We start from the raw sequence: 15,120 nt of genomic DNA on the forward strand, positions 1-15,120 counted from the left end.
GAGCTGTGACGACTCGATGGCCTCCGCGCTCTCCCGTCCGCCGCGCCGCGGGCCTGCGAACGTTCGAATTCGCATTGCATCGGCAGGGTCTCGGGCCCGTCGCCGGCGTCGACGAGGCCGGCCGCGGTGCCTGCGCCGGGCCTCTCGTGGTCGCGGCGTGCGTGCTCAAACCGACGCAGCTCGTCTCGCTCGCCGATCTCGACGATTCGAAGCGTCTCTCCGAGCGCACCCGCGAAGAGCTGTACCGCTCGGTGACGCGCTATGCGCAGAGCTGGAGCGCGGTGATCATCGAGGCCGCGGAGATCGATCGCATCGGCATCCACGTCGCCAACATCGAGGGCATGCGACGCGCGGTGGCGGCACTCGACGTGAAGCCCGGATACGTGTTGTCCGATGGCTTCGCGGTGCCGGGCCTGACCGCGCCGTCGCTGCCGGTGATCGGGGGAGACGGGGCGGCCGCGTGCATCGCCGCCGCCAGCATCATCGCCAAGGTCACCCGGGACCGGATCATGGTCGCGATGGACGACGACCTGCCCGGCTACGACTTCGCCATCCACAAGGGCTACAGCACAGCGCTGCACATGTCGCGGATCGACGCGGCAGGCCCCTCGCCACAACACCGCATGTCATACCGTAATGTCGCGGCACGTGTGGTCACCAGCGCAAACGACAACAGGGATAGGCTGACAGGATGAGTGCTGAGGATCTCGAGAAGTACGAAACCGAGATGGAACTCTCTCTGTACCGCGAGTACAAGGACATCGTCGGGCAGTTCACCTACGTGGTGGAGACAGAGCGGCGCTTCTACCTCGCCAACGCGGTCGAGATGATCCCGCGCAACACCGACGGCGAGGTCTACTTCGAACTCCGCATGAGCGATGCGTGGGTGTGGGACATGTACCGCCCGGCGCGTTTCGTCAAGCAGGTCCGGGTGATCACGTTCAAGGACGTCAACATCGAAGAACTCGAGAAGGCCGAACTCCGCCTGCCCGACGAGCCCTGACCGCGTGCGCAGTTGCAGACCCGACGTTGTTGACGAGGCCCTGATCATCCACAGATCAGGGCCTCGCCCGTGCGGGGACGGCCGTCGACAGTGGTTCTGGGCGACGCTGATCGGCATGAGTGCACAAGCGCGCGACCATCCTCGCCCCGATCGACGCGGTCACATCGGCCGGCTCGGCGAGGATGTGGCAGCGGACTACGCGACATCGCTGGGTTGGACTGTCCTGGAACGTAATTGGCGTACCCGATACGGCGAACTGGATCTTGTGGCCGCCGACGGTTCGGTCCTGGTGATCGTCGAGGTGAAGACCCGAGCGAGTCGCACCTACGACGATCCGGTCATGGCGGTCACCCCGGTGAAGCTCACCCGGATGCGCCGACTCGCCCGAGTGTGGCTGGCCGGGCAGGACCGCAGGTGGTCCCAGATCAGGTTCGACGTCGTCAGCGTTCGGCTCGATCATGCCGCTCCCGACGATCTGGCCCGTGCGCGGGTGCGGCATCACCGGGGTGTCTACGTGTGAGGTCTGGCGCGTCAGAGCTTGCTCAGGTCGGTGCGGATCAGCATCACGTTGTAGTCGCTCCAGCGCGAGGCGTTGAAGTACAGGTCCTTCGAATCCCCCTGCAGCGCGGGGGAGTTGGGGAGCATCATCGGTCCGTAGACGACGAGCGCGCCGCGGGGGACGATGGTTTTCGGTGCGCTCCACGGGCCTTCGGGGTGGTCGGCGGTGCGCAGCGTGATGTCGTTGTCGCCGTCGAGCATGACGTACTTCTCCAGATACGGACTCCAGGCGACCGACAGTTCGGTGACCGGCTGCCGGACGACGACCGCGGAGCCGTCGTCCGGGATCGCGGCGATGTCGTCCACCCAGCCGCGACTCTTTCCCGCCCAATACTCGTAGGCGTCGAGTGTCAGGATGTCCGCCGGCTTGAACCGTGCGAGGAACGCGGCGCCGAAACGTCCGTTCGGCGTGCCGTACTGGTAGACGTAATCCGCCTCGGGCGTCCCAGGCCGGCCGCGGACGTAGGCGTTCTGCTGGAACTTGCCGTTGTTGAACTCCACCGGACGGAACTCGCCGGGAAGTCGGAGTGAGACCGGCGCATTGATGAGGATCGTGTCCTGGTCGGTGACCCAGGTCTGGCCGTTGTCGTCGGAATGGGCGATCGCCGAGAAGTTGGTGATCCAGTTGCCCGGCGAGCCCCACGATCGCACCGACATGTAGTTGATGTACTGGCGGAAGCCGTTGCCGTATGGGAGGGAGATGGCCGCGGTCGGGATGGTCGTGACCTCGACGTTGGAGATGCCGACCGACGGGATGAGTTCCTGCGCGTAGTGGGGCTGGCCCGGTGCGATCACCGAACCCGAGGTCACGTCGCCGGCCCGGCCGTCGGGAACGGACAGACCGTTGGCGAGGTTGTCGTCGTCGGTGCGGAGAAGTACGTTGTGACGCCACTGCTGTCGGGGGGCGTTGCAGTTGCCGAAGGTGTCGCCGAAGGCCATCAGGGTCTGTCCTCGCCCGTTGTCCCAGGCGACGCCGAGATCGGTGCCGCCGATGCCGAACCGGCTGAACGTCCGGTTGGCGCTGAGCGGTCCGGTGACCCAGCCGACGGTGCGGGACTTGGATCCGACGTAGGGGATCAGCGGTCCCTGCGGACCCGGGTTCGGGATGTTCGAGCTGCCGGCGGAACCTTCTGAACCACTCGAGCCACTCGAGCCACTCGAGCCGCTGGACCCGCTCGAGCCGAAGCCGAGAAAGCTCGATCCGGTGCTCGCGTTGCCACACGGCGCAGCGTCCGCGACACCGGTGCCGGGCGTCAGGGCGATCGCGGTACCGCTGAACGCGATGACCCCGGCGAGTGCCAGCCGGACACTCGTGGTGAGACGGCTCGACACGAGCGTCCTCCAGTGATTTTTGTGACAGAAGTTATTGACGTGACTATTGTTACTGGAGTTACGTGCGGATCGCGCGGTCCGCGGGGTCACGATCTGGTGTCAGCGCACGAAGAACCGCTCCTCGGACCTCGTCCGTGACTGCCAGCCGACACGTTCGAGTTCCGGTGTCTCCGAGTCGTGGGCGGGGTAGCCGATGCACAGATAGGCGACCAGCTTCCAGGCCTCCGGCACTGCGAGTGCCGCAGTCACACTCTCCGGTTCGATGATGGACACCCATCCGACCCCGACGCCCCGGGCCCGCGCCGCGAGCCACAGGGTGGAGATCGCGGTGACGACCGAATACTCGAGGGTCTCGGGCACTGTTTGTCGGCCGAGTCCCTGACCCTGCTCGACAGCGGGCTCGCAGAACACGGCGAGGTGGACGGGAGCGTCATCCAGGCCGGCGAGCTTGAGTGACGAATACAGCTGTGCGCGTTCGCCGGTGTAACCGTCGAGTGCGTCGGCGTTGCACCGGGTGAAGCTGTCGCGCACCGATTGCCGGGCTTCGGCGGACCGCACCTCGACCCAGCGCCACGGTTGGCTGTTGCCCACCGACGGCGCGAGTTCGGCCGCGCCGATGATCTCGGGCAGCAGGTGGGGTTCGAGTGGTTCGCGGCGGAAGCGACGGACGTCACGCCGCCATCGGAGTAGTCGTTCGAGATCGCCGACGAACTCGTCGTCGAAAGTTCTGTCGTTCATCGGTTGTCGAGCCTAGTCGGACCACGCTGAGCGGCGGTGCACAACTCGACGCCCATCCCCAGATCGGCTGTGTGGGTGGTCGGGGACCGCCGGCCGGGCGCGATCACGGTGAGACTGTGCCCATGTTGGGGCAAACACAGGCGGTGGGGCTCAATGCCTTTGCCGCGCGAGTGGTCGATGTGCAGGCGAGTGTGAGTTCGGGGCTGCCGGGGTTCGCGGTGACGGGCAACCCGGACCCGTCGGTGCGGGAAGCACGGGATCGGGTGCGGGCCGCGATCAAGAATTCCGGATTCAGTTTCCCCGAGCTGAAAGTGACGGTGGCGTTGTCGCCGGCCGACATGCCGAAGATCGGCCCGGGGTTCGATCTGTCGATGGCCGTGTCCATTCTGGCTGCCACGCAACAGGTGTCGGCGGAGAAGTTGTCGTCGACGGTCTTCCTGGGCGAGCTCGGTCTGGACGGCACCGTGCGGCCGATCCGCGGGGTGTTGCCGGCGGTGATCGCCGCACGGCAGGAGGGGTACCGGCGGGCGGTCGTGCCGATCGAGACCGTCGCCGAGGCGGCGCTGGTCGAGGGGATGGACGTCGGCGGCGCGACGAGTCTCAAAGAAGTGACCCAGTGGCTGGCCGGAGACCATGTGCTCGACACCGTCCACGACGCGACGGCCTCGCAGGCGCCGCCGATTCCGGACATGGCCGACGTGGTGGGGCAGCAGGAGGCCCGGCATGCGCTCGAGATCGCCGCGGCCGGCGCCCATCACGTGTTGATGACCGGATCGCCGGGGATCGGCAAGACGATGCTCGCGCGGCGGCTGCCGGGCATCCTGCCGTCGCTGGGTCTGGAGGATTCGCTGGAGGTGACGGCGATCCATTCGCTGGTGGGGGAATTGTCGCCGGGACGTCCGCTGATCACCGAACCGCCGTTCGTCGCCCCGCACCACAGTTCGTCGATCACTGCCCTGCTCGGTGGCGGTACCGGTTTCGCCCGGCCGGGCGCGGCGTCCAAGGCGCATCGAGGAGTGCTGTTCCTCGACGAGTGCGCCGAGATGAGTGTCAAGTCGCTCGAATCCCTGCGGGAACCCCTCGAGGACGGCGAGGTGAGGGTGCCGCGGCGTGACGGCATGGCGGTCTATCCGGCGCGCTTTCAGCTGATCCTCGCAGCGAACCCCTGCCCGTGCGCCCCCGCGCACGACGTCGATTGTGTGTGCACGGCGGTCGTTCGACGACGCTACCTCGGCAAGCTGTCGGGGCCGTTGCTCGACCGCGTGGACATCCGCGTGCGCATGGACCCGCCGGGAAACACCGCGCTGATGAGCGGCGCCGGCGAGTCGAGCGCCGACGTCCGGGCCCGCGTCACCGCGGCGCGCGCCACCGCGATCGAGCGATGGTCGGAGTTCGGATGGCGCACCAACGCCGAGGTTCCCGGGTCCGCGCTGCGTCAGAGATTCCGGTTGCCACCGGACGTGCTGCGGCCCATCGAGTTGTTCCTCCGCGATGGTCGCGTGACGGCCCGCGGTGCCGATCGCGCGCTGCGGCTGGCATGGACCCTCTGTGATCTGCGCGGTACCGGCAGTCCCGTCGAAGACGATGTCGCACAGGCGCTTCTGTATCGAGACAGAGGAGCGACCTGGTGACCGCGACTCGTCCGCGCCCTTCCCGTTCGCCGGAATCGACCGCCTGGGCCTACCTGGCGCGGGTGGCCGAGCCGCCGAGTGCCGCAGTGATCATGCTCGTCGACGACATCGGCGCGGTCGAGGCCGCGTCGGCGATCCGTCGGCGCATCGTGCCCCCGGGTCACGACGCGGTGCTCGCCGCGACCGCGGCGCGGTGTGATTCCGACTGTGCGACAGAAGATCTCGACACCGCCGAACGCATCGGCGCGCGGCTGGTGACCCGCGCGGACCCGGAGTGGCCGGCGTGGTCGCTGTTGGCATTGGGCCAGGCCGACACCGCCGCGCGCGGGGGTGAGCCGCTCGCCCTGTGGGTGCGCGGTCCGGCCCGCCTCGACGATCTCGCGGCCGCGTCGGTGGCGTTGATCGGGTCCCGCGCCGCGTCGTCCTACGGCGAACATGTCACCCAGACGCTCGCATCGGGACTCTCGGCCGAGGGGTTCGCGGTGCTGTCCGGCGGTGCATTCGGCATCGACGGCGCCGCCCACCGGTCGGTGGTGGCGGCGGGCGGGGTGACGGCGGCGGTCATGGCGTGCGGGATCGACCGGGACTACCCCGCGTCGCACTCGTCGCTGTTGACCGCGATCGCGCGCACGGGTGCGGTGATCAGCGAGTACCCGCCGGGGACGACGGCGGCGAAACATCGATTCCTCACCCGGAACCGACTCGTCGCCGCGATGAGTGGCGCGACCGTGGTGGTCGAGGCCGGACGGCGGTCCGGAGCGGCGAACACCGCCGCCTGGGCGCGCAAGCTCGGCCGGCCGCTGGGCGCAGTGCCCGGCCCGGTCACGTCGGCGACCTCGGTCGGCTGTCACCGGATGATCGCCGATGAACTCGCCGTGTTGGTCTCCGACGTCGCCTCGATCGTCAACCTGGTACGACCCGACGGCGGGGGCGACATCGGCCGGGGCCGCGCGAAGCCGACCGACGGGCTCGACGCCGAGCAACTACGGGTCCATGACGCCATTCCTGGCCGCGGCGGTGTGGCAATCGACGAGATCGCCTTTGCCGCGGGCCTCGACATCGGGGTCGTCCGGTCCGCTCTGGCGCACCTCGACGTCAAGGGGTATGTGCAGAACGTCGACGGACGCTGGCGGCTGGCGTGACCTCAGCGGCGTGTGAGGATGTCGATGATGACCCGCAGATCGTCGGCGGTCGCCTCGTTCAGGCGGCCGTGCGCGTGGACATAACCGATGCCCGCGTACAGCAGCGTCGTGGCGCGAGCGTGTGCCTCGGCCTCCGAGAAGCCGAGCTCGCGCATGGCGGAGATCGCGATCGAGAAGATCCGGCAGTCGAGCTGGTCGACCGAGTCCGCGATCGATGCGTCGGTGTCGGCCCACCGGCGCAGCGCCGACTCCATCGCCCAGCGGCGCGGGTCGGACAGCAGGCGCGCCATCCCTTCCACCCGTTCGACCGGTGGTAGGGCCTCGAGCGCCTCGATCCGATCGGCAGCCGCCGACTGCGCCCGCCGACAGTGATCGGCGAGCGCCGCCTTCAACGCGCCGATGTCGGTGAAGTGCCAGTAGAAGCTGCCCTTGGTCACGCCGAGACGTGCGCTCAGGCGGGAGATCTTGAGCGCATCGATGCCGTCGTCGACCAGGATCTGCGTCGCGGCCTCCAGCCAGTCGTCGACACCGAGCCGTGAACCGCGGCGCGGGGTGGATGGATCCACGGGCTGATCCGGCATGGAGTCACCTCTGGTCGGGTCTCGCGACGTCTGATTTTAGTAATGGCAAAGTCTCAGATTCACATCGCTTGATTGGAGAGAAACCTTACAACCGTGGATGGGTGGTTCGCTCGACTAAAGCTAAGGGTCCCCTAATCAGAAAGGCGTAGGGTTGACCCCTGAAAGGGAGGTTCGATGGCGAAACGCGTGAACACGATGACGGTGCTCCGGAGCGAGCGGATCAGTCCGCACTTCGTGCGCCTGTACCTGGGCGGGGAAGGGTTCGACGACTTCCAGCCGGCACTGGGGAAGTCCGGGGAGCCCCACACCGACATGTACGTGAAGTTCATCTTCGCGCCGCCGGGTGTCACCTACCCGGAGCCGTTCGATCTCCAGGAGATCCGATCCGGAGAGCCACCGGAACGTCAGCCGGTACTGCGGACCTACACAGTCCGTCGCGTGGATGCGGCGGCTCGCGAGCTCGTCGTCGACTTCGTCGTCCACGGCGACGAGGGCATCGCCGGACCGTGGGCGGCGTCGGTCCAGCCGGGGGAGACGATCCGCTTCATCGGTCCGGGCAGTGGCTACCGCCCGCGGACTGACGCCCCCTGGCATCTGCTGGCCTGCGACGAAGCCGGCCTGCCCGCGGTGGCCGCCGCCCTCGAAGCACTGCCCGCCGACGCTATTGCCAAGGTGTTCATCGAAGTCGCCGGTCCCGAGGACGAGCTCGAACTCCAGGCGCCGGCCGGGGCGGACATCTCGTGGGTGCATCGTGGCGGGCCCGCGGGCGAGGTGGACGACTCACTCGCCGGCGACAACGCGCCGCTGATCGAGGCGGTCCGCGCGACGGAGTGGCTCGACGGCGAGCCGCACGTGTTCATCCACGGCGAGGCGCAGGCGGTCATGCACAACCTGCGGGCCTACATCCGCAAGGAACGCGGAGTGGGGGCGGCGAACGCCTCGATCTCCGGTTACTGGCGGCGCGGGCGGACCGAGGAGGGCTTCCGGCAGTGGAAGGCCGATCTGCGGGCCGAGGAAGAGGGTGTCGGCGCCCAGGGCTGACGTGTCCCGACCGGACACCGGGGCATCGATCCGGCCACGACGCCGCGTGTGCTGTTGCACTCAGGTGCCCGACGCGGTGAGGTCGTGACCATGCTCGACGACTTCGCCGACCACCTGCGCCTGGAGAAAGGGCGCAGTGAGCACACGATCCGTGCCTACGTCGGTGGCGCTCGTGCGCTGGTCACCTTCGCCGGTGCCCGCGGGATCGAGGTCGGCGACATCGATCTCGCCCTGCTGCGGGCCTGGCTCGCCGAACTGACGCGGCGCGGCGCCGCGCGGACGACCGTGGCCCGACAGGTCTCGGCGGCGAAGACGTTCTGCGCATGGGCGGTCCGAGAGGGCTACCTGGCCGCCGACCCGTCGCAGCGGTTGAAGGCGCCCAAGGCGCACCGGACCCTGCCCGCGGTCCTGGCCCCCGCCCAGGCCGAGGCCGCGATCGCGGCCACCGGTGCGGACCGGGAGCCCGACGACCCGATCGCACTGCGCGACCGGGTGATCCTGGAGCTGTTGTACGCGAGCGGGGTTCGCGTGGGGGAGTTGTGCGGGCTGGACGTCGGAGACGTCGATGCCGATCGGCGGGTGGTGCGCGTGATCGGCAAAGGCGACAAGGAACGGTCGGTGCCCTACGGTGAGCCGGCCGCGCGCGCGATCGACGACTGGCTCCGATCCGGACGCCCGGCCCTGGTGACCGATGCGTCGGGAGCGGCACTGCTCCTCGGCGCCCGCGGGGGCCGGCTCGACCAGCGGATGGCGCGCTCGGTCGTGGGACGCGCGGTCGACGCGAGCGGCGGACCGGCGACGGGGCCGCACGGACTCCGGCACAGCGCCGCCACGCACCTGCTCGAGGGCGGCGCCGACCTGCGCGTCGTCCAGGAGCTGCTCGGACACTCGTCGCTCGCGACCACACAGATCTACACCCACGTGAGCGTCGAGCGCCTGCGCGCCGTTCATCGTCAGGCGCACCCCCGGGCCTGAGGGGCGCCAGGCGGTCATCCGACCGGTTTGAGCCGGACGCGGACCGCGCCGAGCAGACCGAGCGGGTCCAGGTACTCCGAGCCGCGACCGCTGCCGCGCCGAGCACCCCAGTGCAGACAGACGACCACCGGGCACCCCGGATGCCCGCTGATCACCGTCCCGATGGTCTCGCCGCGAGCCACATGGTCACCAGCCGCGACGCGGGCCTCGACCGGCTCGTACGTGGTGATCACGCCATCGGGATGCGCCACCGAGACCACCGGCCGACCGGCGACGGTGCCCGCGAACCGCACCCGTCCCGCACCGGCCGCGTGGACGGCCTGACCGGGTCCGGCGGCGAGATCGACGCCCCGATGCCCCCGCTGCCAGCGCTTCGCCGGCTCGTCATAGGCCGTCACGACGGTCGGCCGAGGTGACAGCGGGGCCGAGTACCCGCCGTCGGCGAACGCCGTGGCGACCGGGCCGGCCCACCCGAGGGCCGCGAGCACGATCAGCGTGGCCACGACACGTGGCGAGGGAGATGGCACCTAGGTTGGACGCAGCAGAGGCCGGGTGGGATCCCGCCGAGCCGGCGCCCATGGCGGATCCGTCTCCGACTGTGACACAGCATCCGTCTCCGACTGTGACACCAACACCCGTCTCCGACTGTGACACCAACACCCGTCTCCGACTGTGACACAGCATCCGTCTCCGACTGTGACACCAACACCCGTCTCCGACTGTGACACAGCATCCGTCTCCGACGTGGGCGAAGGCGTTTTGGTGTTCGTTCCGTGGCGGCGTAAACTTCTGACCGCACCTCACCGCTTGTTGATGAGGTGACTTCGCGCGCCTGCATTCGGTTCTGTGTAGCTCCGGGCTTCGACGCCCTGACCAGCACGATCGAGGAAACACACGCCAAGTGAGCAGTCCCGGAACGGCCCATGCCGTCTCGGGTGGCACTCGGCCGCAGGCGCCAGGGTCGGTACCGACGGTGCCGACGACAACTGCGAGAAAAGGACGATCATGGCTGTCGTGACCATGAAGCAGCTGCTGGACAGCGGCGCACACTTCGGGCACCAGACCCGCCGTTGGAACCCGAAGATGAAGCGATTCATCTTCACCGACCGCAACGGCATCTACATCATCGATTTGCAGCAGACGCTGACCTACATCGACAAGGCGTACGAGTTCGTCAAGGAGACCGTCGCCCACGGCGGCACCATCCTCTTCGTCGGCACCAAGAAGCAGGCACAGGAATCGATCGCCGCGGAGGCGACCCGTGTCGGCATGCCGTACGTCAACCAGCGCTGGCTCGGTGGCATGCTCACCAACTTCTCGACCGTCCACAAGCGCCTGCAGCGCCTGAAGGAACTCGAGACCATGGAGCAGACCGGTGGCTTCGAGGGTCGCACCAAGAAAGAGATCTTGATGCTGACCCGCGAGAAGAACAAGCTCGAGCGCACGCTCGGCGGTATCCGCGACATGGCCAAGGTCCCCTCGGCCGTGTGGGTCGTCGACACCAACAAAGAGCACATCGCCGTCGGTGAGGCACGCAAGCTGAACATCCCGGTCATCGCGATCCTCGACACCAACTGCGACCCGGACCTCGTCGATTACCCGATCCCGGGCAACGACGACGCCATCCGTAGCGCAGCGCTGCTCACCCGCGTCGTGGCCTCGGCCGTGGCCGAGGGTGTCCAGGCCCGTGCCGGTGCCGCCAGTGGCGACGCCAAGCCCGAGGCCGGCAGCGGCGAGCCGCTGGCAGAGTGGGAGCAGGAACTGCTGACCCAGGCTGCCGCGCCGGCCGGTGGCGACGCCGCCGCGACCGACGCACCGGCTGCTCAGTAGTCCCGACTGCTCTGCAGTCCGGTCCCAACACACTTCCCGAAGGAGGCTCGCCGACGATGGCGAACTACACCGCAGCTGATGTGAAGCGTCTCCGTGAGCTCACCGGCTCTGGAATGCTCGACTGCAAGAACGCGCTGGCCAACAACGACGGCGATTTCGACAAGGCCGTCGAAGAGCTCCGCATCAAGGGCGCCAAGGACGTGGGCAAGCGCGCTGAGCGCTCCACCGCCGAGGGCCTCGTCGCGGCCAAGGACGGCGCGCTCATCGAGATCAACTCCGAGACCGACTTCGTCGCGAAGAACGGTGAGTTCCAGCAGCTCGCCGACGACATCGTGAACGCGGCGGCCGCGGCCAAGACGAACGATCTCGCCGAGCTGAAGAAGGCTCCGCTCGGCGACGGCACCGTCGACGAGGCCGTCGCGGCACTCTCGGCCAAGATCGGCGAGAAGCTCGAACTCCGTCGCGTGGCCTACTACGACGGCCCGGTGGCCGTGTACCTGCACAAGCGTGCCTCCGATCTGCCCCCGGCCGTCGGTGTGCTCGTGTCCTACACCGGTGAGGGCGAGGGTGCCGAAGAGGCCGCTCGCGGCGCCGCGATGCAGGTCGCTGCGCTGAAGGCGCGCTACGCCACTCGTGACGAGGTCCCCGCGGACGTCGTCGAGAACGAGCGTCGTATCGCCGAGCAGACCGCCAAGGAGGAGGGCAAGCCGGAGCAGGCTCTGCCCAAGATCGTGGAGGGTCGCGTCAACGGCTTCTACAAGGACGTCGTGCTGCTCGACCAGTCGTCGGTGCAGGACTCGAAGAAGACCGTGAAGGCACTGCTCGACGATGCCGGTGTGACCATCAAGGGCTTCACCCGGTTCGAGGTCGGCCAGGCCTGATCGAACTCGTTCCACATCGCCCCGTCTCCGTCGAGGAGACGGGGCGATGTGCGTTCACGGGGTCTGTCGCGTCCGAAGCGCAGTCGTGAGTGCCGCGATCGCCACGGCGACGAGGCCCAGTGTCATCAGGGTCGTCTTCAGTGCGGACAGGAACGTCCGGGCGGTCACCGACCGCGCCGCGTCCTGGGTCCAGGGCCGTGCCTGCGCGGCGACCGCGGCGACCGCCGCCGACCTCGGTTCGCCTGCGCAGGCGGGCGCCGGTCGCTCTGGATGAGCGGACCGCAGCTGATCGCTCGCGCAGGATGCGAAGCGATCGGCGACCGCCTCGTGCAGCACCGGGCGGACCGGTGACTCCGACAGGGACGCAACGAGTTCGGCTCGGACCGCCGGAACCGTCCCGGTTGTCTGGCCGGCCACCTGACCGAAGAAGAAGAGGGTGACGACCGCCAGCCCGATCGAGGCGCCGATCTGCTGAACCGTGGGGATCGTCCCGGTTGCCGTGCCCACCGTGGCTTCGGTCGTGTCGGACAGGATCACGGCCTGCAGCGGTGCGATGAACAGCCCCGTCCCCAGACCGCCGAGGACGAGGGGACCGAGGATGCCGGGCAACGGCAAGGTCTCCGCTGCCGGTTCGATGATCATGGCGAGCCAGACGAATCCGGCTCCGACGGCGAAGGATCCGACCATCAGGGTGTACGGAGCCGTGAACCGGGCGACCACGCGCGGTGAGGCGAGCGACCCGACCGCGGCGCCGATCGCGAAGGGCAGGGCCAGCATCCCGGTCCGGAATGCGGAGTAGCCGAGTCCGAACTGGGCCGAGATCGACACGGTGAAGAAGAACCCGGCGAACACACTGAAGAACAGCAGTGACAGGAGAAGCCCGACCGCGAACCGGCGGGACGCGAACAGCTGGGGTCGCAACAGGGGAGTGCCGCCGCGGGCGTCGACGCGCACCTCGTGGCGGGCGAACAGCGCCAACAGGATTCCGGCCGTCCCGATCATCACCCACAGGATCGGGGGCCATCCCATCTCACGTCCGAGGGCCAGCGGGTACAGCAGCAGGAACAGCGCCGTCGCCGACAGCACCACGCCCGGGACGTCCACGCGTCCCGGTGCCGGCTCGCGCGCGTCGGGAAGGCGGCGGTGGGCGAGGAGGCAGGAGAGCAGGCCGAGCGGGACGTTGACGAAGAAGATCGCGCGCCAGCCCCACCCGAGAACGTCGGCATCGACGAGGAAGCCGCCGATCACCGGACCGAGGATGGCGGCGAGACCGGCGACGGCCCCGTAGACGCCGAAGACCAGTCCGTGGCGCCCCTTGTCGAACAGGGCTGCGATGAGCGCCAGGGTCTGCGCGGACATGAGCGCCGCGCTCACGCCCTGAAGGCCGCGGAAGGCGATGAGTTCACCCGGACCGGTGGCGACACCGCACAGCACCGACGCCGCGGTGAAGGCGACCATCCCCACCACGAACATCCGGCGGCGTCCGACCCGCGCCCCCAGGGTTGCCGCGGTGAGCAGGGTGCAGGCGAACGACAGGGTGTACACGGTCAGCACGAGGAGTTGCTGCGACGTCGACGCGCCGAGATCCCGGGCGAGATCGGGGAGGGCGATGTTGACGATGGTGGTGTCCAGCATCTGCATGAACACCCCGAGTAGGCATCCCGCGAGAGCCGTCCAGGCGCCCGGACGATCGCGCAGAGCGCCGGTCGTCACCCGGCCCGCCGCGGGGCCGGCGGTCACGGTGCGAGAGCCGGCAGCGAGGGTCGGTAGTCGCCCAGGTCGGCGACCGCCGACATCACCGCGACGAATCGTTCGATGTACTGCGTCACGGACTCGTGTGCGATCTCGGTGTTGGGGTACAGCAACGTGATCGAGGTCTGACCGGAGAACCGGTTGACCCACATGTACACCTCCTCGCTGCTCCCGCGATTGCCGAAGAGGCATCCGTTACCGGCTTCGAAGATCTCGACACCGGGTAGTTTGCGGACGTCGATGTAGGACACCATCGGCACCGCCCAGCCGGACCGGACCGCGATCTCGTCGTCGGGCTCCACGAGTTCGAGAACCCGGTGAAACGAGATGTCGGTCAGTTCTTTTCCGGACTCGTAGCTGCGCGCGGCCTCGGGCGCCAGGGAGCGGAACGTGGTGTCGTCGTCGACGGTGAGCGGAACGGGGATCAGACTCGTGAACCAGCCCACCGACTTCATTTCCGCGGCACCCGATCTCGTGCTCTTCGGGGTCATTCCGAAATACTCACTCCGACCGGTGAACTCGGCATACACGAGGGCGGCCGCCGCCATGATCCCGGCAATCATGTTGGCGCCCAGGTCACGACAGATCTGCTCGAAGCGCGCGGCCGTGGGCTCGTCGAACAGGGTCGAGTTCACGATCGCGCTGCGCGTGTAGGTCTGCGCGCCGGTGCCGAGCGGCAGCGGGAAACCGGGCAGGCGCCCGCCATTGGCCTGCACCAGGTCGATCCAGCGCTGGACGTGCGGTGATCGACGGGTCAACTGGCGCGACACGGCGCGCTCGCGCGCGCAGTAGTCGAGGTAGCTGCCGACCGGGGGCAGCTCGGTGTCGCCACCGAAGGCCGCATTCATATAGAGCGTCAACAGATCCACGCAGGTGATGGCCTGAGAGATCCCGTCGGTGTTGAGATGGTCGGCGGCGGCGTAGAGGGTGAACCCGCCCTCCCACTCGATGGCCCCGAAGGTGAAGCAGTCCCAGTTGAACGGACCCGAGGTCTCGTCCTGCACGTGCGTTCGCAGCTGTGCGGCGTCGCGGTCGCCGTGCGCGACCGGAACCAGTTCGACGACCTCCGGGGGCACGAGATGGCGGAGGACCGAACCGTCGTCCTCCATCGAGAACCACGACCGGAAACTGTCGTGGCGTCGCACGAACTCGTTGACCGCGCTCGTCATGGCGGACACGTCGAGCGGGGCCGAGACGTCGAAGGCCATCAGGCAGAGCCGCGCGAAGCGGAACCCCGCGGATTCGTTGCGCCATGCCACCCGCAGGTACTCCTCCTGCTGGTGGGACGGCGGGGAGGGATGCACAGGAGCCCGATCGGCATTCGTCACCGAAGCGAGGGAGGCCACCCAGCTGGTCAGGTGACCGGGACGGGGCTCCCATTCCTCGATGAGGCCGAACTTCATCATGTGTGTTCCTCGATTCGCCTGCGGGAAAGTGGATCCGGCGACCGACGCACGAGTGGTGTCCGAGGTCTCCCGGACGGTGGAGCGGCCGACCGGGACGCACCCTACCGCACGGTAACCTCGACGGGCAGCGAAAACGGGACAACCTCGGTGTGATGAGACGTTGTATCAGTCCCTGTCTCTCTGTGTCATCGAATGCCGTTGCGGTGCTGGACGATTGACCCATGTGGACATCGCGCGGTGCGTCGGGCAC

Annotated in this window: 15 protein-coding genes; 9 read left to right on the top strand and 6 right to left on the bottom strand. The window is 68.3% G+C overall.

Annotation, left to right across the window (positions count from 1 at the left end; translation table 11 throughout):
- Positions 1–5: 5 nt before the first annotated feature.
- The 3 genes from CA982_RS19795 (at position 6) to CA982_RS19805 (ending at position 1,523) form a co-directional block, all read left to right on the top strand.
- The gene (locus CA982_RS19795) at positions 6–695 is read left to right on the top strand and encodes a ribonuclease HII (protein WP_086536954.1); all 690 of its coding nucleotides are present in this window, start codon (positions 6–8) and stop codon (positions 693–695) included.
- A complete protein-coding gene (locus CA982_RS19800) occupies positions 692–1,003 on the top strand; it encodes a DUF2469 domain-containing protein (RefSeq protein WP_086536955.1) in 312 nt (103 codons plus the stop codon). Before CA982_RS19795 ends, CA982_RS19800 begins: the two co-directional genes overlap by 4 nt.
- Before the next feature lie 115 nt (positions 1,004–1,118).
- Positions 1,119–1,523 (top strand): YraN family protein, encoded by a 405-nt coding sequence (locus CA982_RS19805; RefSeq protein ID WP_086536956.1) that lies wholly within the window; start codon positions 1,119–1,121, stop codon positions 1,521–1,523.
- An 11-nt stretch (positions 1,524–1,534) separates the two neighbouring features.
- Here CA982_RS19805 and CA982_RS19810 read toward each other — a convergent pair whose 3' ends face one another.
- Together CA982_RS19810 and bluB are read right to left on the bottom strand one after the other, a co-directional pair.
- Positions 1,535–2,893: a DUF4185 domain-containing protein gene (locus CA982_RS19810; RefSeq protein ID WP_086536957.1), complete on the bottom strand. Its 1,359-nt coding sequence runs from the start codon at positions 2,891–2,893 to the stop codon at positions 1,535–1,537.
- 99 nt (positions 2,894–2,992) lie between these two features.
- Positions 2,993–3,631, bottom strand: a complete 639-nt coding sequence (bluB, locus tag CA982_RS19815) for a 5,6-dimethylbenzimidazole synthase (protein WP_086536958.1) — start codon at positions 3,629–3,631, stop codon at positions 2,993–2,995.
- A gap of 122 nt (positions 3,632–3,753) precedes the next feature.
- Between bluB and CA982_RS19820 the strand changes: the two genes are divergently transcribed.
- A complete protein-coding gene (locus tag CA982_RS19820; protein WP_086536983.1) occupies positions 3,754–5,262 on the top strand; it encodes a YifB family Mg chelatase-like AAA ATPase in 1,509 nt (502 codons plus the stop codon).
- 92 nt (positions 5,263–5,354) lie between these two features.
- Entirely contained in the window at positions 5,355–6,404 is a 1,050-nt protein-coding gene (gene dprA / locus CA982_RS19825) for a DNA-processing protein DprA (protein ID WP_244176392.1), read from the top strand.
- Between the two features lie 2 nt (positions 6,405–6,406).
- Here the strand turns inward: dprA and CA982_RS19830 are convergent, their stop codons facing one another.
- Positions 6,407–6,985: a TetR/AcrR family transcriptional regulator gene (locus CA982_RS19830; protein WP_086536960.1), complete on the bottom strand. Its 579-nt coding sequence runs from the start codon at positions 6,983–6,985 to the stop codon at positions 6,407–6,409.
- 174 nt (positions 6,986–7,159) lie between these two features.
- Between CA982_RS19830 and CA982_RS19835 the strand changes: the two genes are divergently transcribed.
- Positions 7,160–8,026 carry a siderophore-interacting protein gene (locus CA982_RS19835; RefSeq protein ID WP_086536961.1) on the top strand — a complete coding sequence of 289 codons (867 nt, stop codon included), beginning with the start codon at positions 7,160–7,162 and terminating at the stop codon, positions 8,024–8,026.
- A 90-nt stretch (positions 8,027–8,116) separates the two neighbouring features.
- Positions 8,117–9,001, top strand: coding sequence for a tyrosine recombinase XerC (locus tag CA982_RS19840; RefSeq protein WP_086536984.1), 885 nt, complete (start codon positions 8,117–8,119; stop codon positions 8,999–9,001).
- A gap of 14 nt (positions 9,002–9,015) precedes the next feature.
- Here the strand turns inward: CA982_RS19840 and CA982_RS19845 are convergent, their stop codons facing one another.
- A complete protein-coding gene (locus CA982_RS19845) occupies positions 9,016–9,504 on the bottom strand; it encodes a murein hydrolase activator EnvC family protein (protein WP_086536962.1) in 489 nt (162 codons plus the stop codon).
- Positions 9,505–10,006: 502 nt separating this feature from the next.
- On the opposite strand from CA982_RS19845, the gene rpsB reads away from it, so the two are divergent.
- Together rpsB and tsf are read left to right on the top strand one after the other, a co-directional pair.
- Positions 10,007–10,831, top strand: a complete 825-nt coding sequence (gene rpsB, locus CA982_RS19850) for a 30S ribosomal protein S2 (RefSeq protein ID WP_086536963.1) — start codon at positions 10,007–10,009, stop codon at positions 10,829–10,831.
- A gap of 56 nt (positions 10,832–10,887) precedes the next feature.
- On the top strand, positions 10,888–11,712 hold the full coding sequence (tsf, locus tag CA982_RS19855) for a translation elongation factor Ts (protein WP_086536964.1): 825 nt from the start codon (positions 10,888–10,890) through the stop codon (positions 11,710–11,712).
- 54 nt (positions 11,713–11,766) lie between these two features.
- Here tsf and CA982_RS19860 read toward each other — a convergent pair whose 3' ends face one another.
- On the bottom strand, positions 11,767–13,353 hold the full coding sequence (locus CA982_RS19860) for an MFS transporter (RefSeq protein ID WP_086536985.1): 1,587 nt from the start codon (positions 13,351–13,353) through the stop codon (positions 11,767–11,769).
- A gap of 95 nt (positions 13,354–13,448) precedes the next feature.
- On the bottom strand, positions 13,449–14,870 hold the full coding sequence (locus tag CA982_RS19865; RefSeq protein WP_086536965.1) for a condensation domain-containing protein: 1,422 nt from the start codon (positions 14,868–14,870) through the stop codon (positions 13,449–13,451).
- Between the last annotated feature and the right edge of the window lie 250 nt (positions 14,871–15,120).

Origin of the sequence: Gordonia lacunae (genome assembly GCF_002149015.1) — a bacterium.
GTDB classification, from domain to species: Bacteria; Actinomycetota; Actinomycetes; order Mycobacteriales; family Mycobacteriaceae; genus Gordonia; species Gordonia lacunae.